19 protein-coding genes and 1 other annotated feature are annotated in these 17,005 nt (G+C 52.5%); of the genes, 8 read left to right on the forward strand and 11 right to left on the reverse strand.

The window, feature by feature from the left end:
- Positions 1-195: 195 nt before the first annotated feature.
- The 3 genes from clpB to rluD form a co-directional block, all read right to left on the reverse strand.
- Entirely contained in the window at positions 196-2,769 is a 2,574-nt protein-coding gene (clpB, locus tag OGW17_RS17240; protein ID WP_024130844.1) for an ATP-dependent chaperone ClpB, read from the reverse strand.
- A 129-nt stretch (positions 2,770-2,898) separates the two neighbouring features.
- Positions 2,899-3,630: a purine nucleoside phosphorylase YfiH gene (gene yfiH, locus OGW17_RS17245; protein WP_071257984.1), complete on the reverse strand. Its 732-nt coding sequence runs from the start codon at positions 3,628-3,630 to the stop codon at positions 2,899-2,901.
- Positions 3,627-4,607, reverse strand: coding sequence for a 23S rRNA pseudouridine(1911/1915/1917) synthase RluD (gene rluD / locus OGW17_RS17250; protein ID WP_047461899.1), 981 nt, complete (start codon positions 4,605-4,607; stop codon positions 3,627-3,629). Before rluD ends, yfiH begins: the two co-directional genes overlap by 4 nt.
- Positions 4,608-4,738: 131 nt before the next feature.
- Here rluD and bamD point away from each other — a divergent pair, with 131 nt between their 5' ends.
- From bamD to pheA, 4 genes are all read left to right on the forward strand, one after another.
- A complete protein-coding gene (gene bamD, locus OGW17_RS17255; protein ID WP_012134683.1) occupies positions 4,739-5,476 on the forward strand; it encodes an outer membrane protein assembly factor BamD in 738 nt (245 codons plus the stop codon).
- Positions 5,477-5,746: 270 nt separating this feature from the next.
- Positions 5,747-6,085 carry a ribosome-associated translation inhibitor RaiA gene (gene raiA, locus OGW17_RS17260; protein WP_024130845.1) on the forward strand — a complete coding sequence of 113 codons (339 nt, stop codon included), beginning with the start codon at positions 5,747-5,749 and terminating at the stop codon, positions 6,083-6,085.
- Between the two features lie 102 nt (positions 6,086-6,187).
- Positions 6,188-6,312: a sequence feature (Phe leader region), on the forward strand.
- On the forward strand, positions 6,189-6,236 hold the full coding sequence (gene pheL, locus OGW17_RS17265) for a pheA operon leader peptide PheL (protein WP_101706155.1): 48 nt from the start codon (positions 6,189-6,191) through the stop codon (positions 6,234-6,236). It overlaps the preceding feature by 48 nt.
- A gap of 22 nt (positions 6,313-6,334) precedes the next feature.
- Positions 6,335-7,495 (forward strand): bifunctional chorismate mutase/prephenate dehydratase, encoded by a 1,161-nt coding sequence (gene pheA / locus OGW17_RS17270; protein WP_071257983.1) that lies wholly within the window; start codon positions 6,335-6,337, stop codon positions 7,493-7,495.
- A gap of 101 nt (positions 7,496-7,596) precedes the next feature.
- On the opposite strand, the gene tyrA is transcribed toward pheA, so the two are convergent.
- Both tyrA and aroF read right to left on the reverse strand, forming a co-directional pair.
- Complete coding sequence (tyrA, locus tag OGW17_RS17275; RefSeq protein WP_049011863.1) at positions 7,597-8,718, reverse strand: bifunctional chorismate mutase/prephenate dehydrogenase; 1,122 nt, start codon at positions 8,716-8,718, stop codon at positions 7,597-7,599.
- A gap of 10 nt (positions 8,719-8,728) precedes the next feature.
- A complete protein-coding gene (aroF, locus tag OGW17_RS17280) occupies positions 8,729-9,799 on the reverse strand; it encodes a 3-deoxy-7-phosphoheptulonate synthase AroF (RefSeq protein WP_047461890.1) in 1,071 nt (356 codons plus the stop codon).
- 215 nt (positions 9,800-10,014) lie between these two features.
- Between aroF and OGW17_RS17285 the strand changes: the two genes are divergently transcribed.
- From OGW17_RS17285 to OGW17_RS17300, 4 genes are all read left to right on the forward strand, one after another.
- Complete coding sequence (locus OGW17_RS17285; protein ID WP_047461887.1) at positions 10,015-10,389, forward strand: DUF2799 domain-containing protein; 375 nt, start codon at positions 10,015-10,017, stop codon at positions 10,387-10,389.
- Positions 10,390-10,546: 157 nt separating this feature from the next.
- On the forward strand, positions 10,547-11,065 hold the full coding sequence (gene yfiR / locus OGW17_RS17290) for a regulatory sequestration protein YfiR (RefSeq protein WP_047461885.1): 519 nt from the start codon (positions 10,547-10,549) through the stop codon (positions 11,063-11,065).
- Complete coding sequence (gene dgcN, locus OGW17_RS17295) at positions 11,058-12,281, forward strand: diguanylate cyclase DgcN/YfiN (RefSeq protein WP_012134690.1); 1,224 nt, start codon at positions 11,058-11,060, stop codon at positions 12,279-12,281. Before yfiR ends, dgcN begins: the two co-directional genes overlap by 8 nt.
- A 13-nt stretch (positions 12,282-12,294) precedes the next feature.
- Positions 12,295-12,777, forward strand: a complete 483-nt coding sequence (locus OGW17_RS17300; protein ID WP_058667979.1) for an OmpA family protein — start codon at positions 12,295-12,297, stop codon at positions 12,775-12,777.
- A 2-nt stretch (positions 12,778-12,779) separates the two neighbouring features.
- Here the strand turns inward: OGW17_RS17300 and OGW17_RS17305 are convergent, their stop codons facing one another.
- The 6 genes from OGW17_RS17305 to rpsP all read right to left on the reverse strand — a co-directional run bounded on the left by OGW17_RS17305 (position 12,780) and on the right by rpsP (position 16,762).
- Positions 12,780-14,138, reverse strand: a complete 1,359-nt coding sequence (locus OGW17_RS17305) for a PepSY-associated TM helix domain-containing protein (protein WP_071257981.1) — start codon at positions 14,136-14,138, stop codon at positions 12,780-12,782.
- Between the two features lie 63 nt (positions 14,139-14,201).
- Positions 14,202-14,555 carry a DUF2946 domain-containing protein gene (locus OGW17_RS17310; RefSeq protein WP_071258001.1) on the reverse strand — a complete coding sequence of 118 codons (354 nt, stop codon included), beginning with the start codon at positions 14,553-14,555 and terminating at the stop codon, positions 14,202-14,204.
- Between the two features lie 190 nt (positions 14,556-14,745).
- A complete protein-coding gene (gene rplS, locus OGW17_RS17315) occupies positions 14,746-15,093 on the reverse strand; it encodes a 50S ribosomal protein L19 (RefSeq protein ID WP_012134695.1) in 348 nt (115 codons plus the stop codon).
- 41 nt (positions 15,094-15,134) lie between these two features.
- The gene (gene trmD / locus OGW17_RS17320; RefSeq protein ID WP_024130850.1) at positions 15,135-15,902 is read right to left on the reverse strand and encodes a tRNA (guanosine(37)-N1)-methyltransferase TrmD; all 768 of its coding nucleotides are present in this window, start codon (positions 15,900-15,902) and stop codon (positions 15,135-15,137) included.
- Positions 15,903-15,946: 44 nt separating this feature from the next.
- Complete coding sequence (gene rimM, locus OGW17_RS17325) at positions 15,947-16,495, reverse strand: ribosome maturation factor RimM (protein ID WP_024130851.1); 549 nt, start codon at positions 16,493-16,495, stop codon at positions 15,947-15,949.
- An 18-nt stretch (positions 16,496-16,513) separates the two neighbouring features.
- Entirely contained in the window at positions 16,514-16,762 is a 249-nt protein-coding gene (gene rpsP, locus OGW17_RS17330) for a 30S ribosomal protein S16 (protein ID WP_012134698.1), read from the reverse strand.
- Positions 16,763-17,005: the final 243 nt, after the last annotated feature.

Consider the following 17,005-nt stretch of genomic DNA (forward strand, 5'->3'; position numbering starts at 1 on the left):
ACCCGGCGGCCTGTGTGCCGTTGTTCCGTGTCAGTGGAGGCGCATTATAGGGAGTTATTCCGGCCTGACAAGGGGAAATTAGAAAAAACTTATCAACCGTTCGTTTTTTGGACGTTTTGCATATCACCCTTTTATTTTTGCCTGGTTTTTAAACAAAAACGAGCCCGAATGGGCCCGTTTTTTATTATTTGTGACTTACTGCACTGCCACAATGCGATCGTCATTCGCCTCCAGACGAATCGCTTTACCCGGAATCAGCTCACCAGACAAGATTTGCTGCGCCAGCGGGTTTTCAATCTGCTGCTGAATTGCACGTTTCAATGGACGCGCCCCGTAAACCGGATCGTAACCATTCGCACTCAGCAATTTCAGCGCATCATCAGAGATATGGATTTCATACCCGCGCTCTTCCAGACGTTTGTACAGACGCTGCAACTGGATCTGTGCAATAGAAGCGATATGTTTTTCACCCAACGGATGGAATACCACGACCTCATCTATACGGTTAATGAATTCCGGGCGGAAGTTGTGGCTGACCACACCAAGCACCAGTTCTTTCATATGGCCGTAATCCAGCTCACCGAAACGCTCCTGGATCAGATCGGAACCGAGGTTTGAGGTCATAATGACAACCGTGTTGCGGAAGTCGACCGTTCTCCCTTGCCCGTCCGTCAGACGGCCATCATCCAACACCTGCAACAGAATGTTGAATACATCAGGATGCGCTTTCTCAACTTCGTCCAGCAGTATGACGGAATAAGGACGACGACGTACCGCTTCCGTCAGATAACCGCCCTCTTCATAACCCACATATCCCGGAGGCGCGCCAACCAGACGAGACACGGAGTGTTTTTCCATGAACTCAGACATGTCGATACGCACCATCGCGTCATCGCTATCAAACATAAAGTTTGCCAGCGCCTTGCACAGTTCAGTTTTACCTACCCCGGTCGGCCCAAGGAACAGGAACGAACCAATTGGACGATTCGGGTCAGCCAGTCCCGCACGGCTACGGCGAATGGCATTCGATACCGCTTCAACGGCCTCATTCTGCCCAATCACGCGGCTGTGTAATTCCTGCTCCATACGCAGCAGTTTTTCACGTTCGCCTTCAAGCATTCTGGCAACCGGAATCCCCGTCCACCGCGCCAGCACTTCAGCAATTTCCGCATCCGTCACTTTATTGCGTAACAGACGCATGGTTTTACCTTCAGATTGAGTCGCCGCTTCCAGCTGTTTTTCCAGCTCGGGGATTTTGCCGTACTGAAGTTCAGACATCCGCGCCAGATCGCCCACACGACGCGCCTGTTCGATGGCGATTTTCGCCTGCTCCAGCTCGGCCTTAATGGTCTGCGTACCGGACAGAGAGGCTTTCTCTGCTTTCCACTCTTCTTCTAATTCAGAGTACTGGCGTTCTTTATCATCCAGTTCCTCGTTGAGCATATCGAGGCGTTTTTTGCTCGCCTCATCAGACTCTTTCATTAACGCCTGCTGTTCCAGCTTGAGCTGAATAATACGGCGGTCGAGCCTGTCCAGTTCTTCCGGCTTGGAGTCAATCTGCATACGGATGCTGGATGCAGCTTCATCGATCAGGTCGATGGCTTTATCCGGCAACTGGCGATCGGAAATGTAGCGGTGAGATAAGGTTGCCGCCGCCACAATCGCCGGGTCAGTAATCTGCACATGGTGGTGCAGCTCATAACGTTCTTTAAGACCACGCAGAATAGCGATGGTATCTTCCACAGACGGTTCCGCAACGAACACTTTCTGGAAACGACGTTCCAGCGCCGCATCTTTTTCGATGTACTGGCGATATTCGTCCAGCGTCGTGGCGCCCACACAGTGCAGTTCCCCACGCGCCAGCGCCGGTTTCAGCATGTTCCCGGCATCCATTGCGCCATCGGCTTTACCCGCGCCGACCATCGTGTGTAATTCATCGATAAACAGGATGACGTTGCCTTCCTGTTTGGCGAGATCGTTCAGCACGCCTTTCAGACGCTCTTCAAACTCACCGCGATACTTCGCCCCGGCCACCAGCGCGCCCATATCCAGCGCCAGTACGCGGCGGCCTTTCAGCCCTTCCGGCACTTCGCCATTAATGATTCGCTGCGCCAGCCCTTCGACAATCGCCGTTTTACCGACCCCCGGTTCACCAATTAATACCGGGTTGTTTTTAGTACGGCGTTGCAGTACCTGAATGGTACGGCGAATTTCTTCATCACGACCAATCACCGGATCGAGCTTGCCCTGCTCCGCGCGCTCGGTCAGGTCGACGGTATATTTTTGCAAGGCCTGACGTTGGTCTTCAGCCCCTTGATCGTTCACGCTTTCACCTCCGCGCATTTGTTCAACTGCCTGAGTGATATTGGCGGTGGTCGCCCCGGCCGATTTCAGTAGGTCGGTCAGCGTGCCGCGAGACTCAAGCGCAGCCAGAACGAACAGTTCCGACGAAATAAAGTTGTCCCCACGTTTTTGCGCCAGCTTGTCGCAAAGATTCAGTACACGCACCAGATCCTGAGACGGCTGTACGTCGCCGCCGGTACCTTCCACCTGCGGTAAACGGCTCAGCGCCTGATCAATACTCGTGCGTAACTGGCCAGCATTAATGCCAGCGGACGTTAATAAAGGACGTACCGATCCCCCTTCCTGATTCAGTAAGGCGCTCATTAAATGAAGAGGTTCGATGAATTGGTTGTCGTGCCCCAGTGCGAGCGACTGGGCATCGGCAAGAGCAAGCTGGAATTTATTAGTAAGACGATCCAGACGCATAACTCCTCCCATAACAGGTCAAAATTGCTACTGGAGATTAAATGAGGTCATCCCTCAATTATTCAAGGTGAATGACCTGAATTATGTGAAAAGAAAATTACACGTACCGGATCGTCTTGATTCTTTAGGTTATATCAGCCAAATAAAACTTGCCATACGACCTGTGATCTTGTCGCGACGATAAGAGAAGAAAGTCTCACTTTCGCTGTAAGTACAGCGATCGCCGCCATAGACGCTTTCAACTCCCACATTCGCCAGACGTTGACGCGCAAGCTGATAAATATCCGCCAGATATTTTTCACCGCGCGCCTGAAATGCGCTGCTCGCCTTCGCATCTTTTGCGATAAACGCTTCACGCACTTCAGCCCCCACTTCAAAAGCAGCAGGGCCAATAGCCGGACCCAGCCAGGCGATAATGTTTTCAGGTTTATCGGCAAAGCAGGCGACCGTCTCTTCCAGCACACCTTCACATAATCCGCGCCAGCCCGCATGAGCCGCCGCCACTTCCGTTCCCGCGCGATTACAAAACAACACGGGCAAACAGTCCGCCGTCATCACCGCGCAAACGGTGCCGGGGGTATTGCTGTACGACGCATCCGCACGTTTGGATGCATAAGGCTCGCCGGTGAGTTTCAGCACGTCCTTGCCATGCACCTGTTCAAGCCAGACGGATTTTGACGGCAAATTGCCCGCAGCAAAGAGTCTCTTGCGATTCTCTTCCACATGTTCCGGGTTATCGCCGCAATGGGCGCCCAGGTTCAGAGAATCGTAAGGCGGTAAGCTGACACCGCCTGTACGTACAGAACTACAGGCTGCAACCCCTTCCGGGATTGGCCACTGCGGAACAATTAGCTTACTCATAACCAGTCTACATCATCCTTATGTTCTTCGAAGTCAGCGCGCATCACGTCAATCAGCTCCACCATATCCTGCGGAATCGGCGCATGCCACTCCATTTCAATACCGGAAATCGGATGGTAAAGACGCAGCATCGTCGCGTGCAGCGCCTGGCGATCAAACTGACGCAACGTGGAGATAAACGCTTCCGATGCCCCCTTCGGTGGACGCGGACGACCGCCATACACCTGATCGCCCACCAGCGGATGCGTGATATGCGCCATGTGCACGCGGATCTGGTGCGTACGTCCGGTTTCCAGACGCAACCGCAGACGCGTATGCACACGGAAATGTTCCATGATGCGGTAGTGAGTCACCGCAGGTTTCCCCATTGGATGCACTGACATATGGGTTCGTTTGGTCGGGTGACGGCTGATCGGTTCATCTACCGTACCGCCCGCCGTCATATGTCCGATCGCGACCGCTTCATACTCACGGGTAATTTCACGCAGCTGCAAAGACTCCACCAGTCGCGTTTGCGCCGGAACCGTTTTCGCCACCACCATCAGACCTGTGGTGTCTTTATCCAGACGATGCACAATACCCGCGCGCGGTACGTCAGCAATCGGCGGGTAGTAATGCAACAGCGCGTTCAGTACCGTACCATCAGGATTACCAGCGCCAGGGTGAACCACTAAATCGCGCGGTTTGTTGATGACAAGGATATCGTCATCTTCGTAGACGATATCCAGCGGGATATCCTGCGGCTCAAAGCGGATCTCTTCGTCGATTTCCGCGTTAATGGAAACCTGTTCGCCACCCAATACTTTTTCTTTCGGTTTATCGCAAAGTTTACCGTTGACCAGCACGCGCCGATCGAGAATCCATTCTTTTATGCGCGAACGTGAATAATCCGGGAACATTTCGGCCAAAGCCTGATCTAAGCGTTGACCGAGTTGGTTTTCGGATACCGTTGCGGTGAGTTGTACTCGTTGTGCCATATACAGCTTCTTCGTTTAACGTTGGGTTTTACGGCTTTGCCGTTTAATATAGTGTGCTATTGTAGCTGGTCTTAACCGGGAGCAGGAACAGAGAATCTCCCGTAAAACATTTTGAGGAAAGTCAAAACGTCATGACGCGCATGAAATATCTGGTGGCAGCAGCCACGTTGAGCCTGTTTTTGGCGGGTTGCTCTGGTTCAAAGGAAGAGGTGCCCGATAATCCGCCTAACGAAATCTACGCGACTGCCCAGCAAAAGCTGCAGGACGGTAACTGGAAACAGGCAATAACGCAATTGGAAGCGTTGGATAACCGTTATCCATTTGGACCGTATTCTCAGCAGGTGCAGTTGGATCTGATCTACGCCTACTACAAAAACGCCGATCTGCCGTTAGCTCAGGCCGCCATCGATCGTTTTATTCGCCTCAATCCGACGCACCCGAATATTGATTATGTCATGTATATGCGCGGTCTGACCAATATGGCGCTGGATGACAGCGCGCTACAAGGTTTCTTCGGCGTCGATCGTAGCGATCGCGATCCGCAGCACGCCCGAGCTGCATTCAATGATTTCTCAAAGCTAGTGCGTAGCTATCCGAACAGCCAGTACACGACCGACGCCACCAAACGTCTGGTCTTCCTGAAAGATCGTCTGGCGAAGTATGAATACTCCGTTGCCGACTACTACACCGCTCGCGGCGCATGGGTTGCCGTGGTAAACCGTGTGGAAGGTATGCTGCGCGACTTCCCGGATACGCAGGCGACGCGCGACGCTCTGCCGCTGATGGAAAACGCTTATCGTCAGATGCAGATGACGACTCAGGCTGACAAAGTGGCGAAAATTATCGCCGCCAATGGTCGCAACACCTGATTGCGTACTGAACGCAAAACGGCAGCCCGAAGGCTGCCGTTTTTTTATCCATTTTACGCTGTTGCTGAAGCGGTTTCAGTACAACGCATCCCGTCAAATATGGCTCCCTTTCGGCTATTCCTCAAGTAAAAAATCCGTTGTTCCTGCGATAACTCACAAAAAGGCTTCCTTGACAAAAAGTGACAAAATAATGTGATTTAAATCACGCTTTTTGACATTGGGAACGGTATGCTGGAATCACCAAGACGGGAAAGACAAGAGGTAAAATTTATGACAATGAACATTACCAGTAAACAAATGGAAATTACTCCGGCAATACGCCAGCATGTCGCAGACCGTCTCGCCAAACTAGAAAAATGGCAAACTCACCTGATTAATCCACATATCATTCTGTCTAAGGAGCCACAGGGTTTCATCGCTGATGCCACCATCAATACCCCGAACGGACATCTGGTCGCCAGCGCAAAACACGAAGATATGTACGCCGCCATTAACGATTTGATCAACAAGCTGGAACGGCAGCTCAATAAAGTGCAGCACAAAGGCGAAGCCCGTCGTGCCACAACTTCAGTAAAAGACGCCAACTTCGTCGAAGCAGAAGAAGAGTAGTCCCTTACATTGAGTGTATCGCCAACGCGCCTTCGGGCGCGTTTTTTGTTGACAGGATTAAAACAGTACGGGTACTTTACTGAAGTCGCTCAAGGAAACTGACATGAAACTTATCCCGTTCTTCTTCGCATTCTTTTTTACCTTCCCCTGAATGGGAGGCGTTTCGTCGTGTGAAAAAGAATGCGAAGACGAACAATAAGGCCTCCCACACGGGAGGCCTTTTTTATTGATAACAAGAAAGGCAACACTATGACATCGGAAAACCCGTTACTGGCGCTGCGAGAGAAAATAAGCGCTCTGGATGTAAAATTACTGGCCTTACTGGCGGAGCGTCGTGAGCTGGCCGTTGAAGTCGGGAAAGCGAAGCTGCTTTCTCATCGCCCGGTGCGTGATATCGATCGCGAGCGCGACCTGCTGGACAGGCTAATCGCGCTTGGCAAAGCCCATCATCTGGACGCGCACTATATTACTCGCCTGTTCCAGCTCATCATTGAAGACTCCGTCCTTACCCAGCAGGCGCTGTTGCAGCAACATCTGAACAAAATTAACCCGCATTCAGCGCGTATTGCCTTTCTTGGACCAAAAGGGTCGTACTCGCACCTCGCTGCGCGTCAGTATGCCGCCCGCCACTTTGAACAGTTTATTGAAAGCGGCTGCGCAAAATTCGCTGATATCTTTAATCAGGTCGAAACCGGGCAAGCGGACTACGCCGTCGTGCCGATTGAGAACACCAGTTCAGGCGCGATCAACGACGTCTACGATCTGTTGCAGCACACCAGCCTCTCTATCGTGGGCGAGATGACCATTACCATCGACCATTGCGTGCTGGTTTCAGGGACGACCGATTTAAACACCATTGAGACGGTCTACAGCCACCCGCAGCCGTTCCAGCAGTGCAGTAAATTCCTTAACCGCTATCCGCACTGGAAGATTGAGTACACTGAAAGCACCTCTGCGGCGATGGAAAAAGTGGCGCAGGCGAACTCTCCACGCGTGGCGGCGCTGGGTAGCGAAGCCGGTGGCGTGCTGCATGGGCTACAGGTGCTGGAACGAATCGAAGCCAACCAGACGCAGAATATTACCCGTTTCGTGGTGCTGGCGCGCAAAGCCGTCAATGTTTCCGACCAGGTCCCGGCGAAAACCACGCTGCTGATCGCCACGGGTCAACAGGCTGGTGCGCTGGTTGAGGCGCTGCTGGTGCTGCGCAATCACAACCTGATCATGACCAAACTGGAGTCCCGTCCGATTCACGGCAACCCGTGGGAAGAGATGTTTTATCTCGATATCCAGGCCAACCTGGAATCACCGGAGATGAAAAAAGCGCTGAAAGAGTTGGGGGAAATTACCCGCTCAATGAAGGTACTGGGCTGCTACCCCAGCGAGAACGTTGTGCCTGTCGATCCGAACTAACTGTTTGATAATGCCGGATGGCGCTACGCTTATCCGGCCTACGATTCATACAATTTTGTAGGCCGGATAAGACGCACCTGCGTCGCCATCAGGCATCTCACTTATTGTCGGCTATCGTTCGCCTGGCGTAACAGCGTACGACTTTCGTTCTGGAAGCGTTTGGCGTAATCACCAAACCAATGCTCAACCTTGCGGAAACTGTCGATAAAGGCCTGCTTATCGCCCTGCTCCAGCAAACCAATCGCATCGCCAAAACGTTTATAGTAGCGTTTGATCAGCGCCAGGTTATTTTCCGACGACATAATAATATCGGCATACAGCTGCGGGTCCTGCGCAAACAGTCGCCCAACCATCGCCAGTTCGAGACGGTAAATCGGTGACGACAGCGCCAGCAGTTGTTCCAGCTGGACATTCTCTTCCGCCAGGTGCAAACCGTAAGCGAACGTCGCAAAGTGACGCAGCGCCTGAATAAACGCCATATTCTGATCGTGCTCAACGGCGCTAATCCGATGCAGCCGCGCGCCCCACACCTGAATTTGCTCAAGGAACCACTGATACGCCTCCGGCTGACGGCCATCGCACCAGACAACCACCTGCTTTGCCAGACTGCCGCTGTCCGGGCCAAACATCGGGTGTAAGCCCAGTACCGGACCATCGTGCGCCGCCATCATCGCCTGTAGCGGTCCGTTTTTAATCGATGCAAGATCGACCAGAATACAGTCCGCAGGCAAACGCGGTAATTTCGCGATCACCTGCTCCGTGATATGAATCGGCACACTTACGATCACCATCCCGGCATCGGCCACGATCTCCTGCGCCCGTCCCCAGTCCTGTTGCTCAAGTATGCGTACCTGGTATCCCGACAGCGTGAGCATTTTTTCAAACAAACGGCCCATCTGACCGCCGCCGCCGACGATAACCACCGGGCGCAGAGAAGGACAAAGCGTCTTAAACCCTTTGTCATTCTCACTGGAGTAAGACTCACGCATCACCCGACGCAAGACGTCTTCAATCAGATCGGGAGGAACGCCAAGCGCTTCCGCCTCCGCACGGCGCGAAGCCAGCATAGACGCTTCACGCTCAGGCACGTAAATCGGCAGCCCAAAGCGGCTTTTCACTTCACCGACTTCGGCCACCAGCTCCAGGCGCTTAGCCAGTAAATCCAGCAGCGCCTTATCCACTTCATCTATTTGATCGCGTAACGCGGTCAACTCAGCAACCATAACCAACCTCTTATGCTACACGCGCCACCAGTTGGCCGTTCAGGTCCTGATGAATTTCACGCAGCAGTGCATCCGTGGCTTCCCAACTGATACACGCATCCGTAACAGACACGCCGTATTTCATTTCACTGCGCGGTTGCTCGGAGGACTGGTTGCCTTCGTGAATATTACTTTCAATCATCAAGCCAATAATGGAACGGTTGCCGTCTTTGATCTGCGCGACCACAGACTCTGCCACGGCAGGCTGGCGACGGTAATCTTTATTCGAGTTACCATGGCTGCAATCTACCATCAGAGACGGGCGGAGTCCTGCCTGTTCCATCTCTTTTTCACACTGCGCGACATCTGCCGGGCTGTAGTTTGGCGCTTTCCCACCGCGCAGAATGACATGGCCATCCGGGTTGCCCTGCGTTTGCAGCAGAGCGACCTGCCCCGCCTGGTTGATACCGACAAAACGGTGTGACTGAGCAGCGGCACGCATGGCGTTAATCGCCGTCGCCAGGCTGCCATCCGTCCCGTTTTTAAAGCCAACGGGCATGGAAAGGCCAGAGGCCATTTCACGGTGGGTTTGGGATTCGGTCGTACGCGCGCCGATTGCCGACCAGCTAAACAGATCGCCCAGGTATTGCGGGCTGTTTGGATCTAACGCTTCCGTCGCCAGCGGCAAGCCCATGTTCACCAGTTCCACCAGAAGTTGACGCGCAATCTTCAGGCCGGTTTCCACATCAAACGAGCCATCCATATGAGGATCGTTAATCAACCCTTTCCAGCCGACAGTGGTACGGGGCTTTTCAAAATAGACGCGCATTACCAGGTAGAGGCTATCGCTGACCTCTGCGGCAAGAGTTTTAAATCGACGAGCGTATTCCAGAGCGGTTTCAGGATCGTGGATAGAACAAGGGCCGCACACCACCAGCAGGCGCGGATCGCGACCGGCGATGATGTCAGAAATCGTTTTACGTGACTGGGCGATTTGCGCCTCTTGCGACAAACTCAGCGGGAACGCCGCTTTGAGTTGTTCCGGGGTCATCAGAACCTGTTCGTCGGTAATGTGTACGTTGTTCAGCGCGTCTTTTTGCATGATGGCGATCCTGTTTAGCTCGTTTGCGATAAATGATCCTCACAGAGGATGGCGTAACGATAACATAATCGGTAAAGATTTCAATCCACATTACGTAAATTTTACTTTACATAAACCATTTATCTCGCAATTAACGCCATTCAAATCGTACATAAAAATTTACACCATTATATTTGCGAATCCACTATGCTTTGAAAAACACAGGAGAACAGGCAATGAAGCGTTTCGCAGGCGCCTTATTTGTTTTATTCATCAGCGGATGTCAGATCGATCCTTACACGCATGCTCCCACCTGGACCGCGACCGACTGGTATAGCGCCGGTATCGAAGATGCGATTTCAGGCGTTGCCGTCAAAGATAACGAAACACTGGCTGACGCCTGGAACGATCCTGACGTGGAGCGAACGCAATATCTTAAGGGCTACGCCGAAGGCCAGCGAAAAACCTGCCAGTTAAACTTTGTCCACGCCAGAGGACTGGCCGGGAAAACATTTCCCGCCAGTTGCGACACGGTTGAAAACGCCCGTCAATTGCATGATGCCTGGCAAAAAGGCGCAGACGAAGGTGTTCGCTCAATGCGGCTAAATTAATTAAGACCTTACCAATAAATAAGTATGGGATTTAACTTAAGGAAATACCATTAATCGGCATGGTGTAATGACTGACAGGCAAAATAATGTTATTTTGCTGCAAACAATCACGGATGTATTTTGATGCTTTTTGACTGACGCTGGTGGGCACCTGTTTATGAGCTTTTCTCACCGACTCATACTCCTGCTAACGCTATTACTGGCAGGATTACCACTGTATGCTCAGGGCATCACAGAAGAAGCGAAATCTGTACGCTCAATCGTTTCCGGTATCGTCAGCTATACACGCTGGCCTGCATTATCTGGCCCTCCACGGCTATGTATTTTCGCCTCGTCTCGTTTTGCCGATGTGCTGAACGACAACAGCGCCAGGTCATTACCTTATCTGCCCGTCATCATCCGCACGGAGCAGGAAGCTCTGACAGCCCGTTGTGATGGCTTTTATTTCGGCAGTGAATCTCCGGCGTATCAGGTAGAATTAACGAATAAATATCCGTCTAAGGCATTGTTATTAATTGCCGAACAAAATACTGAATGCATTATTGGCAGCGCATTTTGTCTGATCATAAACAATGATGAAGTCAGATTTTCCGTAAATCTGGATTCCCTGTCACGCAGTGGCGTAAGAGTGAACCCCGACGTATTGATGCTTGCACGGAATCAAAAGCATGGATAAGGATTTTTTCCCTACAACGCGCCCGACCTTTAAGCGTACATTACGCCGGATCAACATGATCAGCGTACTGGTCACCATGTTGCTGATCTGGCTGCTGCTTTGCGTCGCCTCTGTCCTGACGCTGAAACAATATGCGCAAAAAAATCTGGATCTGACTGCCGCGACAATGACCCATAGTCTTGAGGCCGCATTGGTGTTTTCCGATGGCGTCGCCGCGACAGAAACGCTGGCCGCGCTGGGGCGCCAGGGGCAGTTCTCGGCCGCAGAGGTTCGCGATAAAAACCAGAAGGTGATCGCCTCCTGGTACTATGACGCACAAGCATCGGACGATAAGCTCAATGGCCTGATCAGCCAGTGGCTTTTCCCGCTGCCGGTGACTCAGCCCGTCTGGCACAATGGCAAAATTATCGGCGAGGTCTGCCTGACCGCGCGCGACAGCTTGATTGGTCATTTTATCTGGCTCTCGCTGGCGGTTCTTACCGGGTGTATTTTGCTCGCATCCGGCATTGCGTTAATGCTCACGCGTTATTTGCATAATGGCGTGGTGGACGCGCTGCAAAACATCACCGATGTGGTACATGATGTACGCACGAACCGTAACTTTTCACGTCGCGTTTCTGAGGAACGCATTGAAGAGTTCCATCTTTTTGCCCAGGATTTCAACAGCCTGCTGGATGAGATGGAAGAGTGGCAACTGCGGCTACAGGCTAAAAACGCCCAGCTTTTGCGTACCGCGCTGCACGACCCCCTTACTGGTCTTGCTAATCGTGCCGCCTTTCGTAACAGCATAACCGAGTTGATGAACGACAGCTCCGCCCGTAGCTGTTCGGCGCTGCTATTTCTGGACGGCGATAACTTCAAATTCATTAACGATACATGGGGGCATGCCGCAGGAGATCGCGTTTTGATCGAGGTCGCCCGGCGACTGGCGGAGTTTGGCGGCAATCACCACCAGCCATATCGACTTGGCGGAGATGAATTCGCCATGGTGCTTTACAACGTGCATTCGGAGTACGAAGTTAAACGCATTTGTTCGGCATTATCGCAAGAATTTAATCGCCCTTTTGATCTGCATAACGGGCATCTGGCGAGTATGACGCTGAGTATTGGTTTCGCGCTGACGTGGGAACATGCTTCCGCAGAAAAATTACAAGAGTTGGCCGATCGTAATATGTATCAGGCCAAACATCAGCGTTCTGAACGTTCAATTAAATAACAGGAATAGATATATGCTAAAGCGACTTTTCTCCCCGATCATTCTGATAGCGTTGATTCTGGCGGGTTGCCAGACGCCGCAGGGGAAATTTACACCCGAACAAGTTGCGGCAATGAAATCCTATGGGTTTACTGAATCAGCAGGCGACTGGTCTCTGGGGCTGTCTGACAACATTTTATTTGATAAAAACGACTATAAGTTACGCCCGGAAAGCCAGCAGCAAATCCGCGAGATGGCCTCCAGGCTGGCAGCCACCGGGCTGAAACATGCCCGTATGGATGGCCATACTGACAACTACGGCGAAGACAGTTATAACGAGGCATTGTCGCTCAAGCGCGCCAATGTGGTTGCTGACGCCTGGGCCGAAGGCGCCAACATCCCTCGCAGCAATCTGACGACGCAGGGTTTAGGTAAAAAGCACCCGGTCGCCAGCAATCAGAGCGCGAAAGGTCGTGCTGAAAACCGCCGCGTTGCCGTCGTCATCAGCACGCCGTAATGTTAGTCAACTGGCTGTGCAAGGGCGGCGCAAGACGTGCTGAACCAGCGCAGCCAGTCGATAACGATAAATACCAGCAGGCTGCCTCCCAGCACCGGCATCGCCATCCCCAGGGCGACAGCCAGCACCAGAACCCCGCACCTTCCCGGCCAACCTAACGTAAGCCAACACTGCATCAGCGTTTGTGCCGGGTTGACGCCTGACCTGGCCGGTCGGCGAATCCACCACAGACGGTAGCCAATAATAATCATCAGGCAAAGCCCGATGCCGAAGGCAATCAGCAGTAACTGATTTGGCAGACCAAACAGTATGCCCATATGGAAATCGACGCCCCAGCGCGTCAGCTTTGCCATAAGCGGAAAGTCAGCAAAATGCGTCCGGTCGATAACATGCAGGGTTACGGCGTCTACTGATACCGCATCAACCTGTGTCGGCCAACGGCGATCAATTTCAGTTACCGTCCAGCCATGTTGCGCATCTTTGGCCGGACGAATCTCCAGCTTTTTAGCATCAATTCCCGCCGCCTGCGCCGTATGCAGAACCGCATCAAACTGGCTGACATCCATATGCATAACCGGCATTTCCTGCCCGGCATGATGATCGGCATGTTCATCAGCAGGGTGTTCGTCGCCATAAAGCTGCGTATTCACCTGCGGCGTCAGCCAACCAAAAGCCGCACGCATTTTATCCACGTTGCCTCCGGCCCACTGGGACCAGGTTAAACCGGTTGCCGAGAACAGCAGCATCCCCGCCAGCAGTAACCACCCCAGCATTACGTGTAAACGCCGGTTATTTTGCACCCGATTATTCAGCCGACGTTTTGGTCGGGTGAAATACCAGAGCATAATGCCGCCAGTCGCCGCAACCCACATCCAGGAGGCCGCCAGCTCGCTGTAAATTCGCCCGATATCCCCCAATAACAAAGAGCGGTGAGCATAATCAATCCACTGACGCAGGGGCAAAATGCCACTGGTGCCATAGACCGTCATATCGCCTTTCACCGCCAGCGTCACTGGATCGATGAAAATCGCCCGGTTCTCAGAAGAGGCAAGTCCGGGGTCGGCAAACATCACCCGCGTTGTTGCGCCCTCTTCAAGAGCGGGACGAACGGCATGCAGTCGTAAATGCCCTCCCGTCACCTGTTGGGCAACGGCGATTTGCGCCGCCAGCGGTTGCCGCTCTCCTTGCTCTGTGCCCTGTAGCGCCGGTGCATAGAGCGCCTCTTCCAGTTGCGGCGTCGCAACGTAGAGCGTACCGGTTAAGGCCGCCACAAAGATAAATGGCCCGACAAACAGACCTGTGTAGAAATGAAAACGTCGCAGCAGGGTTATCCATGCCGCGCGCGGAGTGCAGGTTGTCATACTTTTCCTCAGAGAAAGCACACATGTGTCGTGACGCTTATGCGCACAAACGTATTGTTAGATTCAGGAAACAGCAGACCAACGCGGCGGCGCGCGCGTATCGGGATAAAGCCAGGGGAAGAAATGCCAGTGTTTAACAACCGGGCGTGGCGGCGTCAGCTTTTGTCTGAGCAGCATCCCGGACAACAGGATGACCAGCGCCAGCATCAGGCCAGGAACATGGGTCAGGAGGACGCAATACCCGCACGCTTCACCGTGATCGACAGGCATCGGCATTGATGAAGACTGCCCATGATGTCCAACATGTTCAGCCATCATGCTCATGTCATGATGCATACCAGGCATGGCGCTCATGGGATCTTTTTGCAACGAGACGGAGATAAGCGGCGCCACCACGATCAGCAGGATCGCAAACATCGCGAGCCATGTCGCGTTGCGTTGATACGCAGGCTGACGAAATGTACCGATAACCACTGCCCCTCCCGTAACGAACGGGCATTGTAAATGATTTATGAACTAATGGTTAACGTTGTGAGCTTCACGAAGATAAAAAAAGGGCCAGCCAACTGGCCAGCCCTTTCTTACAGGATGTCGCCTGAGCGATATCTTAGTTAAGACGCTCTTTAATACGAGCAGCCTTACCAGTACGCTCACGCAGGTAGTACAGTTTAGCTTTACGAACGGCACCACGACGTTTAACAGCAATGCTGTCAACTACCGGAGAGTGAGTCTGGAAGACACGCTCAACGCCTTCGCCGTTGGAAATTTTACGAACAGTGAATGCAGAGTGCAGACCGCGGTTACGAATAGCGATAACCACGCCCTCGAATGCCTGCAGACGTTTTTTGGAACCTTCAACAACCCATACTTTCACTTCCACGGTATCACCCGGACGGAAGGAAGGTACGTCCTGCTTCATCTGCTCTTGTTCAAGTTGCTTAATAATGTTGCTCATAATTTAATCTCTTATCCTGGGTAAACTGATATTTGGGGGTCTCAGACCAGCCCATCATGTTTATGTTGCTGTTGTGCGTGTTCCGTTTTGAACTCCGCCAGCAACCTTGCTTGCTCTTCAGTCAGAGCCAGGTTTTCCAGAAGTTCAGGTCTTCTAAGCCAGGTTCGGCCCAGCGACTGTTTCAAACGCCAGCGACGTATCTCAGCATGGTTTCCTGACAGCAATACTGCCGGTACTTCCATCCCTTCCAACACTTCAGGTCGAGTATAGTGTGGACAGTCCAGTAATCCGTCGGCAAAGGAATCTTCGATTGCCGATGCCTCATGACCCAGAACCCCCGGAATGAACCGGGAAACGGAGTCAATCAGCGTCATTGCTGGTAACTCACCCCCACTGAGTACGTAATCGCCGATTGACCATTCTTCGTCAATTTCGGTTTGAATCACGCGCTCATCTATTCCTTCGTAGCGACCGCACACCAGAATCAGTTTCTGATTCGTTGCCAGTTCGCTGACGCCCGCTTGATCAAGCTTGCGTCCCTGAGGTGACAGATAGATCACCTTAGCGCCTTCACCCGCCGCGCTTTTTGCTGCATGAATAGCGTCCCGCAAGGGTTGCACCATCATTAACATCCCCGGTCCGCCGCCGTAAGGACGATCGTCCACGGTACGGTGCCGGTCATGCGTGAAGTCACGAGGACTCCAGCTCTGGATGCTCAGCAGGCCATTTTTTACTGCCCGGCCAGTTACCCCGTAATCGGTAATTGCGCGGAACATTTCAGGAAACAGGCTAACGATACCTATAAACACAAGCCAATCCCCATAACGCCGACTTTTACCGTTTATCCGGTGGTTTAAAAACCAGGATCCCAATCTACTTCGATAGTACGAGTAGCGAGATCGACTTTCTTGATAACCTGCCCATCGAGGAACGGCACAAGACGTTCCTTGATACCAAACGCATCTTTCAGGTTTGCCTTGATGACGATGACGTCATTCGAACCGGTTTCCATCATATCGACGACTTTACCGAGATCGTAGCCTTCAGTGGTCACTACCTGGCAGCCCATAAGGTCTTTCCAGTAGTAGGAACCATCTTCCAGCGCTGGCAACTGCGAGGAATCCACGACAATTTCGCAATTGGTCAGTAGATTCGCCGAATCACGATCGTCAACGCCTTTCAGCTTGATGATCAGATCCTGATTGTGGTGCTTCCAGCTTTCCAGCTGTACTTGCTGCCACTGACCCGCCTTCTGGATAAACCAGGGCTGATAGTCAAAAATGCTTTCGGCGTCTTCGGTGGAAGAAAACACTCTGAGCCACCCACGAATACCGTAAGACGACCCCATTTTCCCCAAAACGATGGGTTCAACGGGCGCTTGCGCAGTGAGTTGCTTGCTCATCATGACCACCGTGACAGATTAAGCTGCTTTGTTTGCTGCTTTGATCAGCGCTGCAACGCGATCAGAAATAGTCGCGCCCTGGCCAACCCAGTGAGCGATGCGATCCAGATCCAGGCGGGTGCCTTCTTCTTTTTCGCTGGCGATCGGGTTGAAGAAGCCAACGCGCTCAATGAAGCGACCGTTGCGTGCATTACGGCTGTCGGTAACAACAACCTGGTAGAACGGACGCTTTTTAGCGCCGTGACGAGCTAAACGAATAGTAACCATAACATCCTCTTGTGTGAATAAAACACCCAGGCCCCATCGAGGAACGGAGCCCGGGTGTCATATTAAAAGCCCGAAAATTTTACTGATTTCTGGGGAAAATGCAATCAGCAGTTGATAACTCTGCTATAAAAGGCCGTCGGCGGTGCAGACAGTTCGGTGCCGGCGTGCGCGCAGTCACCGGAGCGTACACGCAGTACGTGAGGATGGCGAGCACACCCCGGTGCCGAAATGGCAAACAAGCCA

Origin of the sequence: Citrobacter sp. CK181, from assembly GCF_030333595.1 — a bacterium.
Lineage (GTDB): Bacteria > Pseudomonadota > Gammaproteobacteria > Enterobacterales > Enterobacteriaceae > Citrobacter_B > Citrobacter_B koseri.

Bases quoted from the DNA above. Each gene is read 5' to 3' on its own strand.
- OGW17_RS17310 (WP_071258001.1), bottom strand. From the start codon at position 14,555: ATGTTTGCGATCCTGCTGATCGTGGTGGCGCCGCTTATCTCCGTCTCG.
- OGW17_RS17305 (WP_071257981.1), bottom strand. From the start codon at position 14,138: ATGACAACCTGCACTCCGCGCGCGGCATGGATAACCCTGCTGCGACGT.
- rplS (WP_012134695.1), bottom strand. From the start codon at position 15,093: ATGAGCAACATTATTAAGCAACTTGAACAAGAGCAGATGAAGCAGGAC.
- rluD (WP_047461899.1), bottom strand. From the start codon at position 4,607: ATGGCACAACGAGTACAACTCACCGCAACGGTATCCGAAAACCAACTC.
- raiA (WP_024130845.1), top strand. From the start codon at position 5,747: ATGACAATGAACATTACCAGTAAACAAATGGAAATTACTCCGGCAATA.
- dgcN (WP_012134690.1), top strand. From the start codon at position 11,058: ATGGATAAGGATTTTTTCCCTACAACGCGCCCGACCTTTAAGCGTACA.
- yfiH (WP_071257984.1), bottom strand. From the start codon at position 3,630: ATGAGTAAGCTAATTGTTCCGCAGTGGCCAATCCCGGAAGGGGTTGCA.
- rimM (WP_024130851.1), bottom strand. From the start codon at position 16,495: ATGAGCAAGCAACTCACTGCGCAAGCGCCCGTTGAACCCATCGTTTTG.
- OGW17_RS17300 (WP_058667979.1), top strand. From the start codon at position 12,295: ATGCTAAAGCGACTTTTCTCCCCGATCATTCTGATAGCGTTGATTCTG.
- clpB (WP_024130844.1), bottom strand. From the start codon at position 2,769: ATGCGTCTGGATCGTCTTACTAATAAATTCCAGCTTGCTCTTGCCGAT.
- tyrA (WP_049011863.1), bottom strand. From the start codon at position 8,718: ATGGTTGCTGAGTTGACCGCGTTACGCGATCAAATAGATGAAGTGGAT.
- OGW17_RS17285 (WP_047461887.1), top strand. From the start codon at position 10,015: ATGAAGCGTTTCGCAGGCGCCTTATTTGTTTTATTCATCAGCGGATGT.
- pheA (WP_071257983.1), top strand. From the start codon at position 6,335: ATGACATCGGAAAACCCGTTACTGGCGCTGCGAGAGAAAATAAGCGCT.
- aroF (WP_047461890.1), bottom strand. From the start codon at position 9,799: ATGCAAAAAGACGCGCTGAACAACGTACACATTACCGACGAACAGGTT.
- yfiR (WP_047461885.1), top strand. From the start codon at position 10,547: ATGAGCTTTTCTCACCGACTCATACTCCTGCTAACGCTATTACTGGCA.
- rpsP (WP_012134698.1), bottom strand. From the start codon at position 16,762: ATGGTTACTATTCGTTTAGCTCGTCACGGCGCTAAAAAGCGTCCGTTC.
- bamD (WP_012134683.1), top strand. From the start codon at position 4,739: ATGACGCGCATGAAATATCTGGTGGCAGCAGCCACGTTGAGCCTGTTT.